Raw genomic sequence first — 25,921 nt, 5'->3', positions numbered from 1 at the left:
GCCTGAAGGCAGGCGGGCGGTAAATTGGGGCCAGAAAAAGGAAGGGCGCTATGGTAAAGGATGCCACTTCGTTCGTATAGACTGAATCGTGTGGCGTTGAAACTTAAAAACCTTAAAACAAACCCAGTTGCCCTGTAATGAGTGTAGCAAAGTCGTCCTCAAGGAAAGGCAGGATGCCATCGGCGACCGGTTGCAGCTGTTTGCTCAGGTAGTGATCGTAATCCAGCGGTGAACGCTGGTAGTCCACCGGTTCCGGCCCGCTGGTGGTCCAGACATATTTGATGGTGCCGCGATTCTGATACTGCGGCGCGCGACCGCGCTTCTGGTTCTCTTCATCGGCAAGCCGCGCGGCACGCACATGCGGCGGCACATTGCGCTCATACTCCGCCAGCGGCCGACGCAGTCGCTTACGATAAACCAGTTGCGCGTCAAGCTCGCCCGCCATCAGGCTGGCGATGGTTTCGCGTACATAATCCTGATACGGCTCGTTGCGAAACACCCGCAGATAGAGCGCCTGCTGGAACTGCTGCGCCAGCGGCGTCCAGTCTGTGCGCACCGTCTCCAGCCCTTTAAACACCATGCGCTGGCTTTCCCCTTCCTGGATCATCCCGGCGTAGCGCTTTTTGCTGCCCTGATCGGTGCCGCGAATGGTCGGCATCAGAAAACGGCAGAAATGGGTTTCGAACTCCAGCTCCAGTGCGCTCTCCAGCCCCTGATTTTCCAGGTGCGCGGCCCACCAGCCGTTAACCTGCTCAACCAGCCGCTGGCCTATCTGCGCTGCCTCCTCTTCACTGTGCGCGCGTTTCAGCCAGACAAAGGTGGAGTCCGTATCGCCATAAATCACGTCGTAGCCCTGTGCTTCAATCAACGCTTTGGTTTGCAGCATGATCTCATGCCCGCGCATGGTGATTGACGACGCCAGCCTGGGGTCGAAGAAGCGACAGGCGCTGGTGCCCAGCACGCCGTAAAAGGCATTCATGATAATTTTCAGCGCCTGCGATAACGGCTTATTCCCCTGGCGTTTAGCTTCATCGCGCCCGTGCCAGATTTGCCCGACGATCTCCGGCAGGCAGTGTTTCTCGCGTGAAAACCACGCGCCGAGAAACCCTTCGGTGCTGTGCGCTGCATCGGGCTGCGCCATGCCTTCCACCAGGCCCACAGGATCGATAAGGAAGGTGCGGATAATCGACGGATAGAGGCTTTTGTAATCCAGCACCAGCACAGAGTCATAGAGGCCGGGTCGGGAGTCCATCACATATCCGCCGGGGCTGGCCTGCGGCGGCACAGTGCCCAGATTCGGCGCGACATAACCGGCGCGGTGCATACGCGGAAAATAGAGATGGCTGAATGCGGCCACCGAGCCGCCGTGGCGGTCAACAGGCAAACCGTTGACCGTCGCACGCTCCAGCAAAAACGGCATAATTTCCGTTTTGTGGAAAATACGCGTCACCAGTTCGCAATCTTTCAGATTATAGGTGGCAAGCGCGGGCTTATCTTCGGCGAAACGGCGGTTAATTTCATCCATCCGATCCCACGGGTTATCAATCGCTTTCCCTTCGCCCAGCAGCTCCTGCGACACCGCTTCCAGCGAAAAGGAGGAGAAGCTCCAGAACGCCGATTTCAGCGCTTCGATGCCATCAATGATTAGCCTGCCGGTGGCCTGGGCGAAGAATATGCCGTTTTTAAAACCGTGCTCGCGCCACTCCAGTTCGCTGCCGTTTCGCCCGAGCGTCAGCGGCACGCGGTAACGTTCGGCGCTTTTTTGCAGTACGCGCAGATCGAACTGCACCAGGTTCCAGCCGATGATCACATCGGGATCGTGCTCGGCAAACCAGGCGTTGAGTTTTTCCAGCAATTGCGGGCGGCTGGCGACATACACCAGATCGAAATCGAGATCCTGCGCGTTGCCATTTTCTGGCCCCAGCATATAGACCGTGCGCTGGCCGCAGCCTTCAAGGCCAATACAGTAAAGCTCGCCATGACGCGTGGTTTCGATATCCAGCGACACCCATTTCAGCGGCGGGCGATAGTCAGGGCTGGGTTTGAGGCGCGCATTGACCAGCGCGTCGCCGCGCGGTTCGCCATCGACCCAAACGGGCGCGGTAATAAAGCGCTCCATCAGAAACCGTTCTGGCGGGCGCACATCGCCTTCATACACCGTCACGCCGCCTTCGCGCAGCAGCTTTTCAAAACGCATTAACTGGCGATGAGCGCGACAATAAAGGCCATGCACGGGCTGACGGTGAAAATCATGCAAAGAGAGGGGGGGTAAGCGCCAGTTGTGCTCGTTGCGCAACAGCAGTTTTGCTTTTTCCACATGATTGGCAGGAATAAACGCCACCGACTCCTGGGGCGGCAGAACCACGCGCAGCGGGCCGTTATCCGTCGCCAGCCAGAACTCTACCTCAGTACCTTCAGGGGTATCCCGCCAGTGTCGGGTTAAAATAAAGCCTTCTTGCGCCTGCGCCACAGCGTGCTCTCATTAAACAAAACCAGGCGAGATTATAGCCTGGTTCCGTGTGGGGTGCTGTGGTTTTATACAGTTATTGCCCGTAGTAGGCTTTCGCGCCGTGTTTACGCAAATAGTGTTTATCCAGCAGCGTTTGTTGCATGGCGGGCAGTTTCGGGTCGAGCTGACGGCAGAAGATGCCCATATAGGCCACTTCTTCCAGCACGATGGCGTTATGCACCGCGTCATCGGCGTTTTTCCCCCAGGCAAACGGCCCATGGGAATGCACCAGTACGCCGGGCATTTGCGCCGGATCGATGCCGTTTCTGTCGAAGGTTTCGACAATCACGTTGCCGGTTTCCCACTCATATTCACCGTTGATTTCCTCGTCGGTCATCTTGCGGGTGCAGGGGATTTCACCGTAGAAGTAGTCAGCGTGTGTGGTGCCCGTTGCCGGGATCGGTTGCCCCGCCTGCGCCCAGATGGTGGCGTGGCGGGAGTGGGTATGCACAATGCCGCCAATGGTCGGGAATGCCTGATACAACAAGCGGTGCGTTGGGGTATCCGACGACGGTTTTTTATTCCCTTCAACCACTTCGCCGGTGGTGAGATTGACCACCACCATATCGTCGGCGGTCATGACGCTGTAATCGACGCCGGAGGGTTTGATAACCAGTACGCCGCGCGTGCGGTCAACGGCGCTGACGTTGCCCCACGTCAGGGTGACCAGATTATGTTTTGGCAGCGCCAGGTTGGCTTCCAGCACTTGCCGTTTGAGATCGTCGAGCATGTGAATCTCCTGTAATGCCGGATGGCGCTAACGCGTATCCGGCCTACGAAAACCGCCATCCGATACGTCTTAACGTTTCGAACCGTAATACACCTCGTTCCAGCGCAGCGTGTCTTTAAACGCGGGCAGGCGAGTGTCGTTATCGATAACCGTCAGCTCAATATCGTGCAGCTCGCTGAACTGGCGCATATCCTCCAGCGTCAGGGCCTGGCTGAAGACCGTATGGTGCGCGCCACCCGCGAGGATCCACGCTTCGGACGCGGTCGGCAGATCCGGCTGCGCTTTCCAGAGCGCGTTCGCCACCGGCAGTTTCGGCAGGTCGTGCGGGGTTTTCACCGCATCAACACAGTTCACCAGCAGGCGGAAACGATCGCCAAGATCAATCAGGCTGGCGTTAATGGCCGGGCCGGTTTTGGTGGAGAAGATCAGGCGCGCCGGATCGGCTTTGCCACCGATGCCGAGGAACTGCACATCCAGCGTCGGTTTTTCATCAAGGGCGATCGACGGGCAAACTTCCAGCATGTGGGAGCCGAGCACCAGATCGTTGCCGTTCTCAAAGTGGTAGGTGTAATCCTCCATAAAGGAGGTGCCGCCGTTCAGCCCGCCGGACATCACTTTCATGATGCGCAGCAGCGCAGCGGTCTTCCAGTCGCCTTCGCCCGCAAAGCCGTAGCCCTGCTGCATCAGGCGCTGTACTGCCAGACCTGGCAGTTGTTTCAGACCATGTAAATCTTCAAAGGTGGTAGTGAAAGCCTGGAAACCGCCGTCCTCTAAAAAGCGTTTCATGCCCAGTTCGATACGCGCGGCATCAATAACGTTCTGGCGTTTCTCGCCGTGAACCTGCGCGGCTGCGGTCAGGCGATAGCTGCTTTCATATTCGTCGACCAGCGCGTTGACATCGCCGTCGCTGACCGCATTCACCACCTGCACCAGATCGCCAACGCCCCAGGTGTTCACCGAGAAGCCGAATTTGATTTGTGCCGCCACTTTATCGCCGTCGGTCACCGCCACTTCACGCATGTTGTCGCCAAAGCGCACCACTTTCAGATGGCGGGTATCCTGCTTAGACACCGCCTGGCGCATCCACGCGCCAATACGGCTGTGCGCACGTTGATCCTGCCAGTGGCCAGTTACCACGCTGTGCTGCTGGCGCATGCGTGCGCCGATAAAGCCAAACTCGCGGCCGCCGTGCGCGGTTTGATTGAGGTTCATAAAGTCCATATCAATGCTGTCCCACGGCAGGGAAGCATTGAACTGGGTATGGAACTGCAACAGCGGCTTGTTGAGAATAGCCAGGCCGTTGATCCACATTTTTGCCGGCGAAAAGGTGTGCAGCCAGACCACGATCCCGGCGCATTTATCGTCGTAGTTGGCATCGCGGCAAATCGCGGTGATTTCATCTGGCGAAGTGCCCAGCGGTTTCAGCACCAGTTTGCAGGGAAGTTTCGCTTCTGCATTGAGGGCGTTGACCACCTGTTCGGCATGGTGGGTCACCTGTTTCAGCGCTTCAGGGCCATACAGATGCTGGCTGCCAATGACGAACCAAATTTCATACTTGTCGAAAATAGTCATGATCGTGTCCTTAATGGGTTAACGCGGCCTGCGAAACTGTCGCGGCTGAAGGGAGATAGTGCTGCTCGGCGCTGGTCGCCCACTGCTGATAGCGACGGTAGAGCCGTTCAAACTGTTGTGCCTGGGAAGAGGGTTGCAGCGTTTTTTCAATGGCGCTGGCCATCTTCATCTGCGCGGCCGGAATATCGGTATGCACTTGAGCGGCGACGGCGGCAAAAATCGCCGCGCCCAGCGCGCAGCACTGTTCGGACGCGACAACCTGTAACGGGCGGTTAAGCACATCACAGCAGGCCTGCATCACGCCGAGGTTTTTGCGCGCGATACCGCCGAGTGCCATCACGTTGTCCACTGCAATGCCCTGTTCGGTGAAACACTCCATAATGGCGCGGGCACCAAAAGCGGTCGCCGCAATCAGCCCGCCGAACAGCGCAGGCGCATCGGTGGCGAGATTGAGATCGGTAATCACCCCTTTCAGGCGCTGGTTCGCATTCGGTGTGCGGCGGCCGTTAAACCAGTCCAGCACAACGGGCAAATGATCGAGTGAGGGATTTTTCACCCACGCCTCGGTGAGCGCGGGAAGAAGCTGTTTCTGGCTGGCTTTGATCTGCGTTTTCAATTCCGGGTGATGCTGCGCCAGTTGTTCCAGCGGCCAGCCGAGAATGCGGCCAAACCAGGCGTAGATATCGCCGAAGGCGGATTGCCCGGCTTCAAGGCCGATAAAATCCGGCACCACGCTGCCATCAACCTGGCCGCAAATACCTTTCACCGCGCGTTCGCCTACGCTCTGTTTATCGGCAATCAGAATGTCGCAGGTGGAAGTACCAATCACTTTCACCAGCGTGTTGGGCTGTGCGCCCGCGCCGACTGCGCCCATATGGCAGTCGAATGCGCCGCCGGAAATCACCACCGATTCCGGCAAACCAAGACGTTGCGCCCATTCGGCAGTCAACGTACCCACCGGAATATCGGCGGTGTATGTGTCGGTAAACAGCGGCCAGCTTAAGTGTTTGTTGATAATCGGATCGAGCTCGTCAAAGAACGGCGCAGGCGGCAGGCCGCCCCAGCTTTCATGCCACAAGGATTTATGCCCGGCGCTACAGCGCCCACGGCGAATGGCTTGCGGGCTGGTGGTGCCGGAAAGCAGAGCGGGCACCCAATCGCACAATTCAATCCATGACGCGGCGGCCTGCGCCACGGCGCTGTCGGCGCGGGTGACGTGTAAAATTTTCGCCCAGAACCATTCGCTGGAATAAATCCCGCCGATATATCGCGAGTAATCGGTTTTTCCGGGTTGGTGGCACAAACGGGTGATGGTTTCCGCTTCTTCAACGGCGGTGTGATCTTTCCACAACACGAACATGGCGTTCGGGTTGTCGGCGAACTCCGGGCGCAGCGCCAGCACGCGACCTTCGGCATCAATCGGTGCCGGGGTAGAGCCGGTGCTGTCGACGCCAATGCCTTTAATTTCCGCGCGTTGCGCCGCGCTTAATTCGGCCAGCACATTTTTCAGTGCCGCTTCCATCGATTCAATGTAATCGCGTGGATGGTGACGAAACTGGTTATGCGGCGCGTCGCAATAACGGCCCTCCTGCCAGCGCGGATACCACTCAACGCTGGTGGCGATCTCCGCCCCGGATGTGCAGTCTACCGCCAGCGCACGTACTGAATCGCTGCCGAAATCGAGGCCAATTGTGATTGCCATGCTTGTTGCTCCATAAGAATAACCGTTAGAAAAACGATAGTGAGCGGGGGCAAAAACCGTCAGGCAGGATCCGCTAATCTTATGGATGAAATTGCTATGCCATGGCAAAGTGTGACGCCGTGCAAAAATTCGATGTGGACATTTCTGCCACCTTTATAGACACTTTCGTTATCCGTTTTCGCCCTGTCTGAAGGCATTAAAAAGGCGTAATCGCTTTTATCTGGCGGGATTAAGTAACGCCAGTGTTTACGCGGCTTGCCCGCCAGTGGCAGCGAAATGACGGAACTCACAATATGGACAATTGGTTTCCTCACCGGGGACAGGAGTATTGCGTTTATGGCCGAATCACAAAATGATCCACTGCTGCCGGGGTACTCGTTTAATGCGCACCTGGTGGCGGGGCTGACACCCATTGAATCTGAAAGCTATCTCGACTTTTTTATCGACCGGCCGCTGGGGATGAAGGGCTATATCCTCAACCTGACCGTGCGCGGTGAAGGGGTAGTGATAAACCAGGGCAAACAGTTTATCTGCCGTCCAGGCGATATTTTGTTGTTCCCGCCGGGGGAGATTCACCACTATGGCCGCCACCCGGACGCCTCGGCGTGGTATCACCAGTGGGTCTATTTCCGCCCGCGCGCCTACTGGCATGAATGGTTAAACTGGCCGACGCTGTTTGCGCAAACCGGGTTTTATCGTCCTGATGATGCCCATATGCAGCGTTTTCGCGACCTGTTCGCGCAAATTATCGATGCAGGCCAAAGCGGCGGGCGCTATGCCGAACATCTTGCCATTAATCTGCTGGAACAACTGCTCCTGCGGCGCATGGAGGCGATTAATGAGTCACTCAATCCGCCGCTGGATAACCGCGTGCGCGACGCCTGCCAGTACATCAGCGACCATCTGGCGGATAACCATTTCGACATTGCCAGCGTCGCGCAGCATGTGTGCCTGTCGCCGTCGCGCTTATCGCACCTGTTTCGCCAGCAACTGGGCGTGAGCGTGCTGAGCTGGCGTGAGGATCAGCGCATCAGCCAGGCAAAACTGTTGCTAAGCACCACGCGCATGCCGATTGCCAGCGTCGGGCGCAATGTCGGCTTTGACGATCAACTCTACTTTTCGCGGGTGTTTAAAAAATGCACCGGAGCCAGCCCGAGCGAATTCCGTGCCGGATGTGAATGAAGCGTAAAGAATGGCAATAATCTGTTCTGCAATCTGACATAAGTAGTAAAGATTCAGATAATTGAAAGCTTGACGCTCGCGGACGACCTCCGGAGAATCCAGCCTTCATGCTGAACAGGACCGCTTATGCAAGCCTTGCTGGAACACTTTGTTACCCAATCTGCCCCTTACTCGCTGGTGGCTATCGCGCTGGTGGCGTTTTTCGAATCTCTGGCGCTGGTCGGGCTTATTCTGCCCGGCACGGTAATGATGGCGGGGCTGGGCGCGCTGATTGGCAGCGGCGAAGTGAATTTCTGGCAGGCGTGGTTAGCGGGTATTGTTGGCTGTCTGCTCGGGGACTGGATCTCGTTCTGGCTGGGCTGGCGCTTCAAAAAACCGCTGCACCGCTGGTCGTTTCTGAAAAAGAACAAAGCGCTGCTGGATAAAACCGAACATGCGCTGCATCAGCACAGCCTGTTTACCATTCTGGTGGGGCGTTTCGTCGGGCCAACGCGCCCGCTGGTGCCGATGGTGGCGGGGATGCTGGATTTGCCGGTCAGCAAATTTCTGCCGCCTAATATTATTGGCTGCCTGTTTTGGCCGCCATTCTACTTTCTGCCCGGCATTCTGGCCGGTGCGGCAATCGACATTCCTGCCGATATGCAAAGCGGCAACTTCAAATGGCTGCTGTTGCTGACGGCAATCGTGCTGTGGCTGGCCTGTTGGCTGGGCTGGCGTTTGTGGCGCACGGGGAAATCGGGCAGGGATCGCTTAACGGCTTATCTGCCACGCCAGCGCTTGCTGTGGCTGGCTCCGGGCATGATGGTGATTGCCATCGCGGCGATAGTCGCGCTGGCGCAACACCCGCTGATGCCAATCTACCTTGATATTCTTGGCAACGTAGTGCGCGGTCACTGACCGCGAATACCCAGCAATTCAGAGACCGATGATTTGCCGCTCAGCAGTTCCTCGGTTGAACCATCCCAGGCGATGCGCCCATCGGCAATCACCAGCGCACGCGCGGCGATGCGGGCGGCATCTTCCACGCTGTGCGACACCATCAATAGCGTTAATTGCTGACGACGACACACCGACTGCACCAGCGCGAGCATCTCCTGGCGCAGGGCGGGATCGAGCGCCGAAAAAGGCTCATCCAGCAGCAGTACCGGCTGTTCACGCACCAGGCAGCGGGCCAGCGCTACGCGTTGACGCTGGCCGCCGGAAAGCTGCTCCGGCAGGCGGTCCAGCAATTCATCCAGCCCCATGGTGGCGGCAATCTCGTTGAGTTTGCTTTGCTGCTCTGCATTCAGCTTCAGCCCAGGGTTCAGCCCCAGGCCAATGTTCTGGCGCACCGTCAGGTGGGTAAAAAGATTATTTTCCTGAAACAGCATCGATACCGGGCGGCGCGATGGCGGTGTGCGGGTGTGATCCTCGCCGCCAATCATAATCGCACCGCTGGCCGGGGTGAGAAAGCCAGCGATCAGGTTCAGCAGCGTGCTTTTGCCCGCGCCGCTGGGGCCGAGAACGGCAATTTGCTCACCCTGTTCAACAGAAAGGGTAAAGCGCATTGGCAGGTGCTGGTAAAGCCAGGTGACATCAATCAGTTTTAGCATCGCGGCCCGGTAGTTTTTCAATCACAGTGAATAATAAAAAGCACAGCAGCAGGAGGATAAGCGCAGTGACCGCGCCGTCCTGGCTGCGATACGAGCCAATTTGCTGATAGAGATAAAACGGTAGCGTACGGAACTCGTCATTGCCAAACAGCGCCACCACGCCGAAATCGCCAATCGACAGCACACAGGCAAAGGCCAGCGCCTGCGCCAGTGGGCGTTTCAGCGCGCGCAGTTCCACCACCCGCAGGCGGCGAAAGCCCTGGATATCCAGCGACTGGCAAAGCATCGAGTAACGCGCGGTAATATCGCGCATCGGGTTTTCCAGCACTTTTAGCGCGTAGGGGATAGCCATTAAGGCGTTGGTGAAAATCACGATGCCGTCGGCGGAGGTCGGCAGGCCGACCGTGTTATTGAGCAGCAAAAAGAATCCGGTCGCCAGTACAATGCCCGGCATCGCCAGGATCAGCATGCCGCTGAGTTCCAGCGTTTGCCCGGCCATTACCCGCTGGCGGGCGCGTAGCTCACGGCTGCTCCAGAGCAACATCATGGTGAGCACCACGCACAGTAATCCGGCGGCCAGCGCGATGCGCAGCGATGTCCATACCGCCTGCCACAGCACCGGTTGTGCGAGTACCTTCAGCAAACTGAGATTGAGGCCATCAACCATTACCGCCAGCAGCGGCGGCAGCAGTAACAACAGCGCCAGTACGATCAGCGTGATATCCGTAATGCGGCTAACGCGCGTCTGTTCCGGGTTGCGCCAGCCCTGAATTTGATGGCTACCAACGGCAATGGCTTTGCTCAGGCGCTGGCTGAGCAGCACCAGCCCCAGGCAGCAGATCATCTGGATCAGCGCCAGCATTGCCGCGCGGGCCGGATCGTAATCAAAACTCAGGGCCTGATAAATGGCTAATTCAATGGTGGTGGCCTGCGGCCCGCCGCCCAGCGACAAAACAGTGGCGAAACTGGCGAAGCAGAGCATAAAGATGAGTGCCGCAACCGGCGGGATCTGGCGGCGCAGCCACGGCCATTCAACGAAACGGAAGAATGCCCAGCCGCGCATTCCCAGTTGTGCCGCTAACTGGCGCTGCTCGCCGGGAATAAGTTCCAGTTGTTGCAACAGCAGGCGCGAGGCCATCGGCAGGTTAAAAAAGATGTGCGCCAGCAAAATGCCCTGTAAGCCGTAGGGCGAAAAGGTCCACTCCAGCCCGAAAGCCTGGCTGAGCGACGCCAGCCAACCCTGGCGACCATAAACGCTGAGAATGCCAAACACTGCCACCAGCACCGGCAGGATCAGCGTCATCGCGCACAGGCGCAGCAGCATCAGGCGGCCGGGAAAACGCCGTCGGTAGAGCGCACGGGCAAGAAAGATCGCCGGAACCACGGAGAGCAGGGCAGAGAGAAACGCCTGCCAGAACGAGAAGCGCACCACATGCCACAGGTAGCTGTCCTGTAAAAAGTCAGACAACCCGCTGGTGGGCGCGTTTTGCCACAGCGCGAGAAAGGCCGCCAGCGCCACCGCCACCATCAAGGTGGCAGCGGTGAGGCCGGGAAGCAGCCAGCCGGCGATCAGCGGCTGACGGCGCGTTGCCATGCATTGATCCAGTTAGCGCGCTGGGTGGCGACGTCCTGCGGCGTAAATTCAAGGGAGGTTTGCGGTTTTGCCAGTTGGTCAAAGCCCGCAGGCAGCGCCACATTGCTGACCGGGTACATCCAGTTACCGCCAGGAATGGTGTTCTGGAACGCGGGTGAAACCATAAACTTAAGGAATTTTTCTGCAAGCTCGGGCTGCTTGCTGGCGGCGGTGCGGGCAGCGACTTCGACCTGCAAATAGTGGCCTTCGCTGAAATTCGCCGCCGCGTAGTTCTCTTTTTTCTCTTCGATAATGTGGTACGCCGGAGATGTGGTGTAGCTCAGCACCAGGTCGCTTTCCCCTTTCAGGAACAGGCCGTAGGCTTCGCTCCAGCCTTTGGTGACGGTGACGGTTTTGGCCGCCAGCTTCTGCCAGGCCTGCGGCGCTTTATCGCCGTAGACTTTTTGCACCCACAACAGCAGGCCAAGCCCTGGCGTGCTGGTGCGCGGGTCTTCGTAAATAACGCGCCATTTCTGCTCGCTCTCGACCAGCTCTTTCAGGCTTGTCGGCGGGTTTTTCAGTTTATTTTTATCGTAGACAAAGGCGAACCAGCCGTAATCGAACGGGACAAAGGTGTCGTTCTTCCAGCCGCCAGGCACGTTGACCGCATCGGTTGGCACATTGCTTTTGGCGAACAGTTTGGTTTGCGTTGCCGCTTCCAGCAGGTTGTTATCCAGCCCAAGCACCACATCGGCTTTGCTGTTTTTGCCTTCCATGCGCAGGCGGTTGAGCAGCGAAACGCCATCTTCCAGCGCCACGAATTTCAGTTCGCAGTTGCAGTCGGCTTCAAAGGCTTTTTTCACCGCCGGGCCTGGCCCCCAGTCGGCGGCGAAGGAGTCGTAGGTATAAACCGTCAGCACAGGTTTAGCGAAAACGGGCGCGGCAAGAAACAGCAGGCATAGCAGAGATTTTTTTAACACTTTGCACCTCAAAAATGGGTGGCAAAGGATTTTGAGAAGGAGCCTCAAATCCCTTCGCCGGCGTTATCCGGATCAGGTTCGACGGGTATTTTCTCAGCACACGCGCAACGCGCAGCACCCCGTTGAGAACGCCGTATTGTAATGATTTGGTAAAAAATGCGAAAGCCTTACGGATCCGGCGGCGCAAACCAGGCGGATTTAAAATCAAACCAGCCGAGGGTGTTCATACGCAGACCGCGCATGGTGCGCTGGCCCTGGATCCTGAGCCAGTGGTGGATTAGCGGCACAATCGCTTTGCTTGCCAGCAACTGTTGCGACCAGACGGCAAGGTTCATCTCCCCGGCGCGCCAGCGGGCGGCGTCCGCCTGCCAGTCGAGGGGAATGCAGTGCTGCAACAATGGCACTTCATACAGATTGGCGAAGACCGAGAAATCGAGCGGCAGGGTGAAATTGGCGCTATTGAGCCAGATATCGCTGTGGGTTTCGCCGCGATGCCACTCGTCGTAATCCACGTCCTGCGTAATCAGTTTTACGCCGTGCTCCGCGAGCAGCGTGCTCATGGTTTGGGCAATCGCTTCGTGCTCGTTGTGCTCGCGATAAAACGTGAGCGTGAGTGTTTCCAGCCCGGCGGGCTTTTCACCGCTGCCGGGGCGGGCGTGGTGCCAGCGTGGCAATAAACCATAGGCCGGGAACCAGTAACGCTGGTTATGCTCGCTGGCATGCCACAGCAAATTGGTCGGCGAGAGGATATGGCTGACCCACTCTCTGACCGCCGGATTCGCACCCCGGCTGGATCGCGCGTCAAACAGCAGATAGTAACAACCCTCTTCCAGGCGGCTTTCCACCGCTTTTTCGCCCTCGGTTGGGCCTTCCAGCGTCAGGCCGCAGGCCGGTTCGTCAGCCAGATCGGTCAGCACCCAGACGTTGACTTCATCAATCAGCGCCCGAAAACCGAAGTAATCCTCAAAGGCGTGGATTTTAAGCTGGTTGCTGGTATTGCGCGTCACGGCATAAGGACCGGTGCCAATCGGCTGGCTGGCAAAATTAGGCAGCGTGCTCCAGTCGTGGGGCAAAATCATCGACGGCACATGGCCCATCAGCCACGGTAGCCAGTTATCCGGCTGCGAAAGATGGATATCCAGCGTCCACGGCGTAGGGGAGACCACTTCTCGAATATGCGAATAGAGCGGCAGGGCGCTGGCGCGTTGCAATGACGCAATCACATCGCTCATTTCCAGCTCGCGTCCGTGGTGAAAATGGATGCCGGGACGTAAATAAAAACGCCAGTGTAAAGGGGAAATCGCTTTCCAGTGATGGGCGATATCGGCTTCCAGTTCCCCGTTTTCCTCATTTATACGCGTTAAGGTACTGAAGATTTGCCGCGCAATGTGGGTTTCGGAACGCCGCAGCGGTGTACCGGGAAGCAGGTTGCGCAGCGGACGGTAATAGAGTACGCGCAGGATGTGCCGCCCCTGGCGAAAGCTTCGCCCGAGATGCGAAACCAGCATCTGGCGCACGGCGGTTTTGTCTCCCACCAGTTGCACCAGTTGATCGATGCGATCCTGCTCCAGCAGGTCTTCCGCGCGCTGTTGCTGGAGTGCAAGGCCGGTATAAAGAAAACTGAGACGCGAGCGTTTGCCGCGACCGGCTTCGGCTTCCCACGTCAGCCAGCCGCGTTCCTGCATGGTGTTCAGCAGTGTGCGCATATGGCGGCGCGAGCAATTCAGTAGCTCCGCCAGTTCATTAAGCGTGGTTTCCTGAGACTTTCCATCGCAGCATTGCCACAGACGGATGAACTGTTGTTGTAGACGGCCGGTCGACATAAAAGGGGAACTCCCGAGAAAAACTCAGCAATTTATTTTTCCCTATATTAAGCCAATAATTCTCTTCGATGAAAGCGAGGAAGTGCCGGGCGAAGTGGGGAAATGACAACGCCTGCTTTAAAGGCTTAATCGCGGCCATCATGTGTGACTGAGTATTAAGTGCGAATGCACCCGCCAGCAAAATGTTTTTGCTGGCTTTTTTCGTTTATGCTTTCAACGCTTTTTGCCGCTTTTAACAAGGAAATACCATGCTCTGGTTAATGACGATGGGACGCCGCCTGAACGGTGTTTACATCGCGTTTATGATCGTCGCCTTTATGATGGGCGTTGCCGGCGCGGTTCAGGCCCCGACGCTAAGCTTGTTTCTCAGCCGTGAAGTGGGCGCAGAGCCGTTCTGGATTGGACTGTTTTATACCGTCAACGCCATTGCCGGGATCCTTGTCAGCCTGGCGCTGGCAAAGCGATCCGATAGCCAGGGCGATCGCCGCAAACTTATCCTCTTTTGTTGCCTGATGGCGGTGGGCAACGCGCTGTTGTTTGCCTTTAATCGTCACTACCTGACGTTAATCACCTGCGGTGTGCTGCTGGCGTCACTTGCTAATACCGCCATGCCACAGCTGTTCGCGCTGGCGCGTGAATATGCCGATAGCTCCGCGCGGGAAGTGGTGATGTTTAGCTCGGTGATGCGCGCGCAGCTTTCTCTGGCGTGGGTGATTGGCCCGCCGCTGGCCTTTATGCTGGCGCTCAATTATGGCTTTGTCGCCATGTTCTCTATCGCCGCCGGGCTGTTTGTCATTAGTCTGGTGCTGATTGCCTTCTGGCTGCCCTCTGTTAAGCGCATTGAGCAGCCTGCCGACGTAGCGGTAACGCAGGTGAGCGGCTGGCGCGATAAGAACGTGCGCATGCTGTTTATTGCCTCGACGCTGATGTGGACCTGCAACACCATGTACATCATCGACATGCCGCTGTGGATAAGCCTCGAGCTTGGCCTGCCGGATAAGCTGGCGGGGATTTTAATGGGCACGGCGGCGGGGCTGGAGATCCCGGCGATGATCCTTGCGGGCTATTTTGTGAAGCGTTTTGGTAAGCGGCTGATGATGCTGATCGCCGTTACCGCCGGTGTGCTGTTTTATAGCGGCCTGCTCTTTTTCCATAGCCAGACGTCGCTGCTGCTGTTGCAGATTTTTAATGCGGTGTTTATCGGTATTGTTGCCGGGATTGGCATGTTGTGGTTCCAGGATCTGATGCCGGGGCGCGCGGGTTCTGCCACCACGCTGTTTACTAATAGCATCTCCACCGGGGTGATTCTGGCCGGAGTTATCCAGGGCGCGCTGGCGCAAAGCTTTGGGCATGGCGCGGTGTACTGGGGAATTGCGGGGATTTCGCTGGTGACGCTGCTGCTGACCAGCCGTGTGAAGGATGTGTGAGTTTTCATTACTGGATTATCGCCGGATGGCGCTAGCGCTTATCCGGCCTACAAAACCCTGGATTCAAGAGGTGTCGATTCGGTTTGTAGGCCGGATAAGGCGGAGCCGCCATCCGGCGATCCGCATAGTGCAGTTAACTCATAAACGCGGGTTGTTTGTGCTCATACGCGGCGATGGCGTCTTCGTTTTGCAGCGTCAGGCCGATGCTGTCCAGGCCATTTAGCATGCAGTGGCGGCGGAAAGCATCAATATTGAAGCGGTAGGATTTCCCGCCCGCATTCACTACCTGCGCTTGCAGATCCACTTCGAAAGTAATGCCCGGCTGGCTCTGCACCAGCGCAAACAGTTCATCCACCTCTTCGTCGCTCAGGGTCACCGGCAGCAACTGATTGTTAAAGCTGTTGCCGTAGAAGATATCGGCGAAGCCTGGCGCAATCACCACTTTAAAACCGTAATCCGTCAGCGCCCACGGAGCATGTTCACGGGATGAGCCACAGCCAAAGTTCTCCCGCGCCAGCAAAATCGACGCGCCTTTGTACTGCGGGAAATTCAGCACGAACTCCGGGTTCGGCTGCTCGCCCTTATCATCGAGAAAACGCCAGTCGTTAAACAGATGAGCGCCAAAACCGGTGCGCGTCACCTTCTGCAAAAACTGCTTAGGGATAATCGCGTCGGTATCGACATTGGCGGCGTCCAGCGGAACCACCAGGCCGGTATGTTGGGTAAATTTCTCTGCCATGGTGGTCTCCTTAAGACTGCAAAGTACGAATATCAGCGAAGTGGCCGGTCACCGCCGCCGCAGCGGCCATTGCCGGGCTGACCAGATGAGTGCGTCCACCGCGGCCCTGACGGCCTTCAAAATTACGGTTACTGGTCGAGGCGCAACGCTCGCCCGGGTTAAGGCGGTCGTTATTCATTGCCAGACACATAGAGCAACCTGGCAAACGCCACTCAAAACCGGCTTCGATAAAGATCTTGTCCAGACCTTCGGCTTCCGCCTGCGCTTTGACCGGGCCGGAGCCTGGTACTACCAGCGCCTGTACGCCCGGCGCTACTTTGCGGCCTTTGGCTATCTCTGCCGCCGCGCGCAAATCTTCAATACGCGAATTGGTGCAGGAGCCGATAAAGACTTTATCGATCGCCACTTCGGTCAGCGGCACGCCCGGTTTCAGGCCCATATAGGCCAGCGCTTTTTCCGCCGACGCGCGCTCAACCGGATCGGCGAAAGAGGCCGGGTCGGGAATGATTTCAGTGACGGAAATCACCTGGCCGGGGTTGGTTCCCCAGGTCACCTGCGGGGCAATGTCTTCCGCCTGCAATGTCACCACGGTGTCGAAATGCGCGCCATCATCGGTGTGCAGCGTTTTCCAGTACGCCACTGCGTCATCAAAATCTTTGCCTTTCGGCGCGTGCAGACGCCCCTGCACATAGTTGAACGTGGTTTCATCCGGTGCGACCAGACCGGCTTTTGCGCCCATCTCGATCGCCATATTGCACAGGGTCATACGGCCTTCCATGCTCAGGGCACGGATAGCATCACCGCAGAACTCCACCACATGGCCGGTGCCGCCTGCGCTGCCGGTTTTACCGATGATCGCCAGCACGATATCTTTCGCGGTGATCCCCGGTGCGGCGGTGCCTTTCACTTCAATCTTCATGGTTTTGGCGCGGCCCTGTTTCAGGGTTTGCGTTGCCAGCACATGTTCCACTTCTGAAGTGCCGATACCAAAGGCCAGCGCGCCGAACGCGCCGTGGGTCGCAGTATGGGAATCGCCACAAACAATCGTCATGCCCGGCAGGGTAATGCCCTGTTCCGGCCCCATCACATGCACGATGCCCTGATACGGGTGGTTCAGGTCATACAGTTCAACGCCGAATTCGTTGCAGTTTTTAATCAGCTCCTGCATCTGAATGCGCGCCATCTCGCCGGAGGCGTTGATATCTTTGGTCTGCGTCGAGACGTTATGATCCATCGTCGCAAAGGTTTTACCCGGCTGACGCACCGGGCGATGATGCGCGCGCAGGCCGTCAAACGCCTGCGGTGACGTCACTTCGTGCACCAGATGGCGGTCGATATACAGCAGCGGGGTCTCGTTTGGCGCTTCGTACACCACATGCGCGTCAAATAACTTTTCGTACAAACTCTTAGCCATGGTTAAACCCCTTCTGCGACATAACGGGCAATGATGTCGCCCATCTCATCGGTACTGACAGCCGCTGCGCCGCGTGCTAAATCGCCGGTGCGCACGCCCTCTTCTAATGCACGATTGATTGCGTTTTCGATAGCCGTTGCCGCATCGTCCGCGTCCAGGCTGTAGCGCAGCAGCAGCGCCAGCGAGAGAATTTGCGCAATTGGATTGGCAATGTTTTTGCCCGCGATATCTGGTGCGGAGCCGCCAGCGGGTTCGTACAGACCAAAGCCCTGTTCATTCAGGCTGGCAGACGGCAGCATACCCATCGAGCCTGTGATCATCGCGCACTCATCCGAGAGGATGTCGCCGAACAGGTTGGAGCACAGCAGCACGTCGAACTGGGACGGATCTTTAATCAGCTGCATGGTGGCGTTATCAATGTACATATGCGCCAGCTCAACATCCGGGTATTCAACGGCGATTTCGTTGACGATTTCACGCCACAGCAGAGAGGTTTGCAGCACGTTGGCTTTGTCGATGGAGTGCACTTTTTTGCCGCGTATACGCGCAGATTCAAACGCGATACGCGCAATACGCTCGATTTCAAAGCGGTGATAAACCTCAGTATCGAAGGCTTTCTCATGCTGGCCGCTGCCTTCGCGGCCTTTCGGTTGACCGAAGTAAATGCCGCCGGTTAATTCGCGCACGCACAGGATATCGAAACCGTTGGCGGCAATATCTTCACGCAGTGGGCAGAACGCTTCCAGGCCCGGATAGAGTTTCGCCGGACGCAGGTTACTGAACAATTTGAAGTGCTTACGCAGCGGCAGCAGTGCGCCGCGCTCTGGCTGCTGGGCTGGCGGCAGGTTTTCCCATTTCGGCCCGCCGACGGAGCCAAACAGAATAGCGTCAGCCTGCTCGCAGCCCTCTACCGTGGCCTGTGGCAGCGGATTGCCGTGGCGATCGATAGCGATACCGCCGGCATCATAATGGCTGGTGGTAATGTGCATACCGAAACGGCTGCGCACGGCTTCCAGTACTTTCAGGGCTTGTGCCATTACTTCCGGGCCAATTCCGTCACCCGGTAACACAGCAATATGGTAATTCTTCGACATCACACGGTTTCCTTGTTGTTTTCTTTGTTCTGCGCTTTGCGTTGCAACTCTTTTTCGACTTCGGCGGCGCGCCAGATATTGTTCAGCACATGCACCATCGCTTTGGCGGAGGATTCAACGATATCGGTCGCCAGACCCACACCGTGGAAGCGGCGGCCGTTGTAATTGACTACGATATCGACCTGGCCCAGCGCATCTTTGCCCTGGCCTTTGGCGCTCAGGTCATATTTCACCAGCTCAATGTCATATTCCGTCACGCGGTTAATCGCCTGATAGACCGCATCAACCGGGCCGTTGCCGTTGGCGGCTTCGGCTTTAATTTCCTCGCCGCAGACCAGTTTGACCGAGGCGGTCGCGATATCGTTAGAGCCGGATTGCACACTGAAGTAATCCAGGCGGAAATGCTCCGGCTCTTCCTGTTGTTTGTTGATGAAGGCCAGCGCTTCCAGATCGTAATCAAAGACCTGACCTTTTTTATCCGCCAGCTTCAGGAAGGCGTCGTACAGGTTATCCAGGTTGTAATCGGCTTCCTGATAACCCATTTCCTCCATGCGGTGCTTAACCGCCGCACGGCCAGAGCGCGACGTCAGATTCAGTTGCACTTGATTCAGGCCGATGGATTCCGGCGTCATGATTTCGTAGTTTTCGCGGTTTTTCAGTACGCCGTCCTGGTGGATACCGGAGGAGTGGGCAAAAGCGCCGGTGCCGACAATCGCTTTGTTCGCCGGAACAGGCATATTGCAGATCTGGCTGACGGTCTGGCTGGTGCGCCAGATTTCGTGGTGATTGATGCGGGTGTGCACGTTCATAATGTCTTTGCGCACTTTAATCGCCATGATGACCTCTTCCAGCGAACAGTTTCCGGCGCGTTCGCCGATACCGTTCATCGCACCTTCAACCTGGCGTGCGCCAGCATGGACCGCTGCAATGGCGTTGCCGACGGCCAGGCCTAAATCATCATGGGTGTGAACAGAGATAATGGCTTTATCAATATTTGGAACGCGTTCATACAGCCCGGTAATGATATTGGCGAACTCAAAGGGCATGGTGTAGCCCACGGTATCCGGGATATTAATGGTTTTGGCACCGGCATTGATGGCGGCTTCGACGACGCGTGCCAGGTCGGCAATAGGGGTGCGACCGGCGTCTTCACAAGAAAACTCAACATCGTCGGTGTAGTTGCGTGCGCGTTTCACCATATACACCGCGCGTTCGATCACTTCATCCAGCGTACTGCGCAGCTTGGTGGCGATATGCATGGGCGAGGTGGCGATAAAGGTGTGGATGCGGAAGGCTTCCGCGACTTTTAATGATTCCGCCGCAACATCAATATCTTTCTCGACGCAGCGGGCGAGGGCGCAAACACGGCTGTTTTTGACCTGGCGCGCGATGGTTTGTACTGACTCGAAATCACCCGGGGAAGAAACCGGAAAGCCGACTTCCATTACGTCAACGCCCATACGTTCCAGCGCGAGGGCGATTTGCAGCTTCTCTTTCACGCTCAGGCTAGCCTGTAACGCCTGTTCACCATCACGTAATGTGGTATCGAAAATAACGACTTGCTGCTGGCTCATGGTTTAGTTCCTTTTCTCTTAGGTCGCCTCGCTACGAGCATAAAAAAACCCGCGCCAAGGCGCGGGTTCTTAGTCTTAACGGGAAGACGATTCAGTTCTGAGTGTCGTCCACCGGTCTACCGCGCACAATTGATGCGTTTAGTAGTAGTAGACCAGTGAAACCGACGTGGTGAATCATGAATCTTGCTCCAGTGAAAACCGATATGCTTTTAGTGGTACTGGATACGCCTTTTGATGTCAACCCCTGTCGTGAAAACAGCCTGCGGAGATCGCCAATTGCATTGTCCGCTTTTAGTTTAATATTCTGCATCAACGACAAGATTGCGGTTTTCGTGCTCATGGAAGGGGTAAGAACGTTAACGGTGGAATTGCTTATTAAATGGGGTGTTAATAAATAATCTTTATTTATTTTTGTTAATAAAATTAGTGAGCAGCGAGAACTTCTTATTGTTTACGTTGCAAAATGTTCAATAAAGTAAAAATATTTAATAGGAGGTTTTATTTGATTGATGATTATTGTTTTTTCGAATTTTCTCTTCGGAATAAAATGAAGCTTTATATATTCCTAATTTTTCCTGCTGTGCTTCTAATAATGCTATATGCGTGATAAATCATCTTCCTGAATATTATTATTACATAGGTCAAGGGAGTTTATCATGACGACGGATTGCAATGTTCCAGGGGAAATCCTTTATAATCAGCAAGTTAGTGATTCTGAAAAACCTCAATTACGTTCTGTTGATCTCAATTTACTGACCGTTTTCGATGCGGTAATGCAGGAGCAAAACATCACCCGCGCGGCCCAGGCGCTGGGCATGTCTCAGCCTGCGGTCAGTAACGCGGTTGCGCGGCTTAAAGTGATGTTTAACGATGAACTTTTTGTCCGTTATGGTCGCGGTATTCAACCGACTGCACGCTCTTATCAACTTTTTGGCGCCATCCGTCAGGCATTACAGTTGGTGCAAAATGAGCTGCCAGGCTCCGGTTTTGATCCGCTAAGCAGTGAGCGTATTTTTAATCTTTGTGTTTGTAGCCCACTTGATAATTTCCTGACGTCTGTTATTTACAGCAATGTAAAAACCGTCGCGCCAAATATTAATCTGATATTTAAGTCTGATCTCAGTCACAGTACTGAACACCAGTTACGGTATCAGGAAATTGAATTTGTGATTGGCTATGAAGAGTTTCGTCGCCCTGAATTTTCATGCGTACCACTCTTTAAAGACGAAATGGTGCTGGTTGCCAGCCAGAAACATCCTCGCATTAGCGAATTGACTTCTGAAACGGCGTTGTTTAACGAACAGCACGCCGTTGTCTCGCTGGAGCGCTATGCCTCCTTTAGCCAGCCATGGTACGACACGGTTGAGAAGCGAAACCGTATTGCCTACCAGGGTATGGCATTGACCAGCGTATTGAATGTGGTGTCGCAGACACATTTTGTATCCATTGCGCCGCGCTGGCTGGTTGAGCGTTTTGCCGAAGGGTTGGCGCTGAAGGCTTTGCCGTTACCGTTAACGCTTAATAGCCGTACCTGTTCTCTCTCCTGGCATGAATCTGCCGGTCGCGATAAAGGCCATCAGTGGATGGAAGAGCTATTAGTATCGGTCTGTAGCCGCTAAATTATGGGCAGAATAGACCGGGCAGGAATCGCCCGGTTTATTCTGTGTTTTTATTTCTCGGTACTATTTTGTTCTGTTTTGCAAGCGCCGGGCTCGCCAGCGCTACGTTAAAAATGCATGAATTACTGACCAGGACGCCATTCGGATGATCTATGGTCATCGTCTCTCCTTATCACAGATGTTTTCACCATAACTTCGTTTTTGACATTGCTATTTCACTTTTGACCGAGCTTTACATCAACGGGTTGCTCATTGCCTGCCAGATTTTGAGCGGTTATGGTAACTGCCATTCATAATCAGAACGCAGGGTTCTCCTGCTCTGAACAGAGCGACAGCGCGGAAATGATTTCTGCCGTCAGTCGACAAACGTAAGCCTGGAGGCAAAGCATGGAGATGTTGTCTGGAGCCGAGATGGTCGTCCGATCGCTTATCGATCAAGGCGTAAAGAAAGTATTCGGCTATCCCGGAGGCGCAGTTCTTGATATCTACGATGCCCTGCATACCGTCGGCGGTATTGAGCATGTACTGGTGCGCCACGAACAGGCGGCGGTGCATATGGCCGACGGGCTGGCGCGGGCGACGGGTGAAGTGGGCGTGGTGCTGGTGACATCAGGTCCCGGTGCGACGAATGCCATTACCGGTATTGCAACAGCCTATATGGACTCCATTCCGCTGGTGGTGCTTTCCGGCCAGGTTGCCACCTCGCTGATTGGTTATGACGCCTTCCAGGAGTGCGACATGGTGGGGATCTCCCGCCCGGTAGTAAAACACAGCTTCCTCGTGAAACAGGCCGAAGATATTCCTGGCGTAATAAAGAAAGCGTTCTGGTTGGCCGCTAGCGGGCGTCCGGGTCCGGTGGTAGTGGATTTGCCGAAAGACATCATGAACCCGGCCAATAAATTACCCTACGTCTGGCCGGAATCGGTCAGCATGCGCTCCTACAACCCCACCACGCAGGGGCACAAGGGGCAGATCAAACGGGCATTGCAAACCCTGACCGCCGCCAAAAGACCGGTTTTCTATGTCGGCGGTGGTGCAATCAACTCCGCCTGTGAAAATCCATTGCGTCAGTTGGCGGAAAAGCTGAATGCGCCGGTGGTTTCTTCTTTAATGGGACTGGGAGCCTTTCCAGCCTCGCATCGTCAGGCGCTGGGTATGCTGGGCATGCACGGCACCTACGAAGCCAATATGACGATGCATAATTCTGACGTTATCTTTGCCGTTGGTGTGCGCTTTGACGATCGCACCACGAATAGTCTGGCGAAATACTGTCCTGACGCCACGGTGTTGCATATTGATATTGATCCCACCTCGATTTCCAAAACTGTGCAGGCCGATGTGCCGATTGTTGGTGATGCACGGCGGGTTCTCGAACAGATGCTTGAACTGTTGGAGCAAGAAACGTACCCGCAACCGCTGGATGATATTCGTGACTGGTGGTCGCGCATTGATCAGTGGCGCGCGCGCCAGTGCCTGAAATATGACACCCAGAGCGAGAGCATCAAACCGCAGGCGGTGATCGAGGCGGTCTGGCGTTTAACCAACGGCGATGCTTACGTCACCTCCGATGTCGGCCAGCACCAGATGTTCGCCGCGCTCTACTACCGCTTTGATAAACCGCGACGCTGGATCAACTCTGGCGGGCTTGGCACGATGGGTTTTGGATTGCCAGCCGCGCTGGGTGTGAAGATGGCGTTGCCGGGCGAAACGGTCATTTGCGTGACCGGCGATGGCAGTATCCAGATGAATATTCAGGAGCTTTCCACGGCGCTGCAATATGAGCTGCCGGTGCTGGTGCTCAATCTGAATAACCGTTATCTGGGGATGGTGAAACAGTGGCAGGACATGATCTATTCCGGCCGCCACTCGCAATCCTATATGCAGTCGCTGCCTGATTTTGCCCGCCTCGCCGAAGCGTATGGTCACGTAGGTATTAATATTACGCGTCCGGAAGAGCTGGAAACGAAGCTGGCGGAAGCACTGGAGCAGGTGAAAAATAATCGCCTGGTGTTTGTTGACGTTACCGTTGATGGTAGTGAACACGTTTATCCGATGCAGATCCGCGGTGGCGGCATGGATGAGATGTGGTTAAGCAAAACGGAGAGAACCTGATTATGCGCCGGATACTGTCTGTGTTACTGGAAAACGAATCGGGCGCGTTATCGCGCGTGATTGGCCTGTTCTCCCAGCGCGGCTACAACATTGAAAGCCTGACGGTTGCGCCAACTGACGATCCCACGCTGTCGCGTATGACTATCCAAACCGTGGGCGATCAAAAAGTTCTCGAGCAGATCGAAAAGCAACTGCACAAGCTGGTTGACGTACTGCGCGTGAACGAACTTGGGCAGGGCGCGTATGTTGAGCGCGAGATTATGCTGGTGAAAATCCAGGCCAGCGGGTACGGGCGTGAAGAGGTTAAACGCAATGCGGAAATATTCCGCGGGCAGATTATTGATGTCACGCCGTCGATTTACACGGTTCAGCTCGCCGGAACCAGCGATAAGCTGGACGCTTTTCTGGCGACCATCCGCGATGTCGCAAAAATTGTTGAAGTGGCGCGCTCGGGCGTGGTGGGGTTGTCGCGCGGCGATAAAATCATGCGTTAATGCGAGAAATGTTCCACATTTTAAGTCCCGGCTGATTATGCCGGGCTTTTTTTTGCGAAATCGCGCGGAAGCAGACACGAAAGCGGTTGCCGGAGTCACCTTTCTGCGCTTAGATGTTAAGGAAATTATCCTATATCCCTAAAAAGGTTATGGAGTACGTCATTTTAAGGGGCAATTGTGAAACTGGATGAAATCGCCCGGCTAGCCGGCGTCTCACGAACAACGGCAAGCTATGTCATCAATGGTAAGGCGAAGCAATATCGTGTCAGCGATAAAACTGTTGAGAAAGTTATGGCGGTGGTTCGCGAGCATAACTACCACCCGAACGCGGTGGCTGCTGGGTTACGCGCAGGACGCACACGATCGATCGGGCTGGTTATTCCCGATCTTGAAAATACGAGCTACACGCGCATTGCCAACTATCTGGAACGCCAGGCGCGCCAGCGCGGGTATCAGTTGCTGATCGCCTGCTCGGAAGATCAACCTGATAACGAAATGCGCTGTATTGAACATTTATTACAGCGTCAGGTCGATGCCATTATTGTGTCGACTTCATTACCGCCGGAGCATCCGTTTTATCAGCGCTGGGCCAATGACTCTTTCCCCATCGTTGCACTGGACCGGGCATTAGATCGTGAGCACTTCACCAGTGTGGTCGGTGCCGACCAGGATGATTCGGAGATGCTGGCGGGAGAGCTACGCAAATTCCCGGCAGAGCGCGTGCTCTATTTAGGCGCACTACCGGAATTGTCGGTGAGTTTCCTGCGTGAACAGGGTTTTCGCACCGCATGGAAGGACGATCCACGCGAGGTTCAGTACCTCTATGCGAACAGCTACGAGCGCGAGGCCGCTGCGCAGTTATTCGAGAAATGGCTGGAAACCAACCCAATGCCGGAAGCCATGTTCATCACCTCATTTGCATTATTGCAGGGCGTGCTGGATGTGACATTACGCCGCGATGGTAAATTGCCTTCGGATCTGGCAATCGCGACGTTCGGCGATCACGAACTGCTGGATTTCCTGCAATGCCCGGTGCTGGCGGTGGCGCAACGCCATCGCGATGTTGCCGAGCGGGTGCTGGAAATTGTACTGGCGAGTCTTGATGAACCGCGTAAGCCGAAACCCGGTCTCAGCCGTATTCGGCGCAATCTCTATCGGCGTGGCATATTAAGTCGGGTATAAACATATACATTAAAGGCAGCTTTAGCTGCCTTTTTAGTATTCACGCCATACCCTTAATCAAATTATTGTCTTATGCCACCTAAGATAAATCCTTAATTTCTGAATGGCTGCGCAAATATTATTTCTCTGAGGTTGTTTAACGCCAATTTCATAAGCCTGATTGAGAAGTTACTGAACATGATGTCTGTATTGAATTGTTACATCTAAAAGAAACTTTCGATGAATTAACAACCAGTTCTCAGCCAACGGATTTTTGTCGGCAAAAATAGCGCCGGGCTTAGAATGCACCAATGCATCTGGTGCTGTTAAGTCGCGCCAATATGCCTTAAAATGCCGCCCGCGTCGCAAACTGACACTTTATATTTAGCGCGTGGAAATGGAATGGTCTGAAACGCCTGGGCGTATATTTCGTTTTTTTTCTTGCAAATATTCATGACGTTAATTTGCCTCGTAAGCTGAGCACTATTTCACCGACGCAGATATTCGCTGCAAATAAGGGATCTTTTGTTCTGGTTGGCCTTTGTGCTGGCTTGACAAGCTTTTCCTCCGCTCCGTAAACTCCCTCAGTGGGGATTTGTGGGATAAAGTGGTGAAAACGATCAC

20 protein-coding genes and 1 riboswitch are annotated in these 25,921 nt (G+C 55.5%); of the genes, 8 read left to right on the top strand and 12 right to left on the bottom strand.

Going from position 1 to position 25,921, the window contains the following annotated elements; translation table 11 throughout:
* Nucleotides 1–112 precede the first annotated feature (112 nt).
* From polB to araB, 4 genes are all read right to left on the bottom strand, one after another.
* The gene (gene polB, locus Q5705_12925; GenBank protein WLI75502.1) at nt 113–2,470 is read right to left on the bottom strand and encodes a DNA polymerase II; all 2,358 of its coding nucleotides are present in this window, start codon (nt 2,468–2,470) and stop codon (nt 113–115) included.
* A gap of 73 nt (nt 2,471–2,543) precedes the next feature.
* On the bottom strand, nt 2,544–3,239 hold the full coding sequence (gene araD, locus Q5705_12920; protein WLI75501.1) for an L-ribulose-5-phosphate 4-epimerase: 696 nt from the start codon (nt 3,237–3,239) through the stop codon (nt 2,544–2,546).
* Between the two features lie 69 nt (nt 3,240–3,308).
* Nucleotides 3,309–4,811 (bottom strand): L-arabinose isomerase, encoded by a 1,503-nt coding sequence (gene araA, locus Q5705_12915; GenBank protein ID WLI75500.1) that lies wholly within the window; start codon nt 4,809–4,811, stop codon nt 3,309–3,311.
* Nucleotides 4,812–4,821: 10 nt separating this feature from the next.
* On the bottom strand, nt 4,822–6,513 hold the full coding sequence (araB, locus tag Q5705_12910; GenBank protein ID WLI75499.1) for a ribulokinase: 1,692 nt from the start codon (nt 6,511–6,513) through the stop codon (nt 4,822–4,824).
* Nucleotides 6,514–6,849: 336 nt separating this feature from the next.
* On the opposite strand from araB, the gene araC reads away from it, so the two are divergent.
* A complete protein-coding gene (gene araC / locus Q5705_12905) occupies nt 6,850–7,695 on the top strand; it encodes an arabinose operon transcriptional regulator AraC (GenBank protein WLI75498.1) in 846 nt (281 codons plus the stop codon).
* A 126-nt stretch (nt 7,696–7,821) separates the two neighbouring features.
* The gene (locus Q5705_12900; GenBank protein ID WLI75497.1) at nt 7,822–8,592 is read left to right on the top strand and encodes a DedA family protein; all 771 of its coding nucleotides are present in this window, start codon (nt 7,822–7,824) and stop codon (nt 8,590–8,592) included.
* On the opposite strand, the gene thiQ is transcribed toward Q5705_12900, so the two are convergent.
* The 4 genes from thiQ to sgrR all read right to left on the bottom strand — a co-directional run bounded on the left by thiQ (nt 8,586) and on the right by sgrR (nt 13,663).
* Nucleotides 8,586–9,287, bottom strand: a complete 702-nt coding sequence (thiQ, locus tag Q5705_12895; GenBank protein WLI75496.1) for a thiamine ABC transporter ATP-binding protein ThiQ — start codon at nt 9,285–9,287, stop codon at nt 8,586–8,588. The two genes, Q5705_12900 and thiQ, sit on opposite strands and share 7 nt — an antisense overlap.
* Entirely contained in the window at nt 9,271–10,881 is a 1,611-nt protein-coding gene (gene thiP / locus Q5705_12890; protein ID WLI75495.1) for a thiamine/thiamine pyrophosphate ABC transporter permease ThiP, read from the bottom strand. The genes thiQ and thiP overlap by 17 nt, the downstream gene beginning before the upstream one ends.
* Nucleotides 10,857–11,840 carry a thiamine ABC transporter substrate binding subunit gene (gene thiB, locus Q5705_12885; GenBank protein ID WLI75494.1) on the bottom strand — a complete coding sequence of 328 codons (984 nt, stop codon included), beginning with the start codon at nt 11,838–11,840 and terminating at the stop codon, nt 10,857–10,859. Before thiB ends, thiP begins: the two co-directional genes overlap by 25 nt.
* Before the next feature lie 31 nt (nt 11,841–11,871).
* A riboswitch (TPP riboswitch) is annotated at nt 11,872–11,972 on the bottom strand.
* A gap of 35 nt (nt 11,973–12,007) precedes the next feature.
* The gene (gene sgrR, locus Q5705_12880; protein WLI75493.1) at nt 12,008–13,663 is read right to left on the bottom strand and encodes an HTH-type transcriptional regulator SgrR; all 1,656 of its coding nucleotides are present in this window, start codon (nt 13,661–13,663) and stop codon (nt 12,008–12,010) included.
* Nucleotides 13,664–13,911: 248 nt separating this feature from the next.
* Here sgrR and Q5705_12875 point away from each other — a divergent pair, with 248 nt between their 5' ends.
* Nucleotides 13,912–15,090, top strand: coding sequence for a sugar efflux transporter (locus Q5705_12875; protein ID WLI75492.1), 1,179 nt, complete (start codon nt 13,912–13,914; stop codon nt 15,088–15,090).
* 133 nt (nt 15,091–15,223) lie between these two features.
* On the opposite strand, the gene leuD is transcribed toward Q5705_12875, so the two are convergent.
* Genes leuD through leuA form a run of 4 tightly spaced genes read right to left on the bottom strand, consistent with a single transcriptional unit; the run spans nt 15,224 to nt 19,911 of the window.
* On the bottom strand, nt 15,224–15,829 hold the full coding sequence (leuD, locus tag Q5705_12870; protein ID WLI75491.1) for a 3-isopropylmalate dehydratase small subunit: 606 nt from the start codon (nt 15,827–15,829) through the stop codon (nt 15,224–15,226).
* Nucleotides 15,830–15,839: 10 nt separating this feature from the next.
* On the bottom strand, nt 15,840–17,243 hold the full coding sequence (leuC, locus tag Q5705_12865) for a 3-isopropylmalate dehydratase large subunit (GenBank protein WLI75490.1): 1,404 nt from the start codon (nt 17,241–17,243) through the stop codon (nt 15,840–15,842).
* Nucleotides 17,244–17,245: 2 nt separating this feature from the next.
* Entirely contained in the window at nt 17,246–18,337 is a 1,092-nt protein-coding gene (gene leuB, locus Q5705_12860; protein WLI75489.1) for a 3-isopropylmalate dehydrogenase, read from the bottom strand.
* Entirely contained in the window at nt 18,337–19,911 is a 1,575-nt protein-coding gene (gene leuA / locus Q5705_12855) for a 2-isopropylmalate synthase (GenBank protein ID WLI75488.1), read from the bottom strand. Before leuA ends, leuB begins: the two co-directional genes overlap by 1 nt.
* A 176-nt stretch (nt 19,912–20,087) precedes the next feature.
* Between leuA and Q5705_12850 the strand changes: the two genes are divergently transcribed.
* The 5 genes from Q5705_12850 (at nt 20,088) to cra (ending at nt 25,318) form a co-directional block, all read left to right on the top strand.
* Nucleotides 20,088–20,309 (top strand): hypothetical protein, encoded by a 222-nt coding sequence (locus Q5705_12850; protein ID WLI75487.1) that lies wholly within the window; start codon nt 20,088–20,090, stop codon nt 20,307–20,309.
* A gap of 258 nt (nt 20,310–20,567) precedes the next feature.
* Nucleotides 20,568–21,530: a transcriptional regulator LeuO gene (gene leuO / locus Q5705_12845; GenBank protein ID WLI75486.1), complete on the top strand. Its 963-nt coding sequence runs from the start codon at nt 20,568–20,570 to the stop codon at nt 21,528–21,530.
* A 387-nt stretch (nt 21,531–21,917) separates the two neighbouring features.
* Nucleotides 21,918–23,642 (top strand): acetolactate synthase 3 large subunit, encoded by a 1,725-nt coding sequence (gene ilvI, locus Q5705_12840; GenBank protein ID WLI75485.1) that lies wholly within the window; start codon nt 21,918–21,920, stop codon nt 23,640–23,642.
* A 2-nt stretch (nt 23,643–23,644) separates the two neighbouring features.
* A complete protein-coding gene (gene ilvN / locus Q5705_12835; protein WLI75484.1) occupies nt 23,645–24,136 on the top strand; it encodes an acetolactate synthase small subunit in 492 nt (163 codons plus the stop codon).
* A 177-nt stretch (nt 24,137–24,313) separates the two neighbouring features.
* On the top strand, nt 24,314–25,318 hold the full coding sequence (gene cra, locus Q5705_12830) for a catabolite repressor/activator (protein WLI75483.1): 1,005 nt from the start codon (nt 24,314–24,316) through the stop codon (nt 25,316–25,318).
* Nucleotides 25,319–25,921 lie beyond the last annotated feature (603 nt).

It is taken from the genome of Kosakonia sp. H02, assembly GCA_030704225.1.
Taxonomy (GTDB): domain Bacteria; phylum Pseudomonadota; class Gammaproteobacteria; order Enterobacterales; family Enterobacteriaceae; genus Kosakonia.
The sequence above is the reverse complement of the archived record's forward strand: the minus strand, read 5'-3'. Positions and strand labels throughout refer to the sequence as shown.

What these genes read in the sequence shown, in the direction of transcription:
- Q5705_12875 (WLI75492.1), top strand. Translation starts at nt 13,912, where the DNA reads ATGCTCTGGTTAATGACGATGGGACGCCGCCTGAACGGTGTTTACATC.
- leuD (WLI75491.1), bottom strand. Translation starts at nt 15,829, where the DNA reads ATGGCAGAGAAATTTACCCAACATACCGGCCTGGTGGTTCCGCTGGAC.
- ilvN (WLI75484.1), top strand. Translation starts at nt 23,645, where the DNA reads ATGCGCCGGATACTGTCTGTGTTACTGGAAAACGAATCGGGCGCGTTA.
- Q5705_12850 (WLI75487.1), top strand. Translation starts at nt 20,088, where the DNA reads ATGAATCTTGCTCCAGTGAAAACCGATATGCTTTTAGTGGTACTGGAT.
- Q5705_12900 (WLI75497.1), top strand. Translation starts at nt 7,822, where the DNA reads ATGCAAGCCTTGCTGGAACACTTTGTTACCCAATCTGCCCCTTACTCG.
- thiP (WLI75495.1), bottom strand. Translation starts at nt 10,881, where the DNA reads ATGGCAACGCGCCGTCAGCCGCTGATCGCCGGCTGGCTGCTTCCCGGC.
- thiQ (WLI75496.1), bottom strand. Translation starts at nt 9,287, where the DNA reads ATGCTAAAACTGATTGATGTCACCTGGCTTTACCAGCACCTGCCAATG.
- araC (WLI75498.1), top strand. Translation starts at nt 6,850, where the DNA reads ATGGCCGAATCACAAAATGATCCACTGCTGCCGGGGTACTCGTTTAAT.
- araB (WLI75499.1), bottom strand. Translation starts at nt 6,513, where the DNA reads ATGGCAATCACAATTGGCCTCGATTTCGGCAGCGATTCAGTACGTGCG.
- ilvI (WLI75485.1), top strand. Translation starts at nt 21,918, where the DNA reads ATGGAGATGTTGTCTGGAGCCGAGATGGTCGTCCGATCGCTTATCGAT.
- leuC (WLI75490.1), bottom strand. Translation starts at nt 17,243, where the DNA reads ATGGCTAAGAGTTTGTACGAAAAGTTATTTGACGCGCATGTGGTGTAC.
- leuO (WLI75486.1), top strand. Translation starts at nt 20,568, where the DNA reads ATGACGACGGATTGCAATGTTCCAGGGGAAATCCTTTATAATCAGCAA.
- araD (WLI75501.1), bottom strand. Translation starts at nt 3,239, where the DNA reads ATGCTCGACGATCTCAAACGGCAAGTGCTGGAAGCCAACCTGGCGCTG.
- sgrR (WLI75493.1), bottom strand. Translation starts at nt 13,663, where the DNA reads ATGTCGACCGGCCGTCTACAACAACAGTTCATCCGTCTGTGGCAATGC.
- leuA (WLI75488.1), bottom strand. Translation starts at nt 19,911, where the DNA reads ATGAGCCAGCAGCAAGTCGTTATTTTCGATACCACATTACGTGATGGT.
- leuB (WLI75489.1), bottom strand. Translation starts at nt 18,337, where the DNA reads ATGTCGAAGAATTACCATATTGCTGTGTTACCGGGTGACGGAATTGGC.
- araA (WLI75500.1), bottom strand. Translation starts at nt 4,811, where the DNA reads ATGACTATTTTCGACAAGTATGAAATTTGGTTCGTCATTGGCAGCCAG.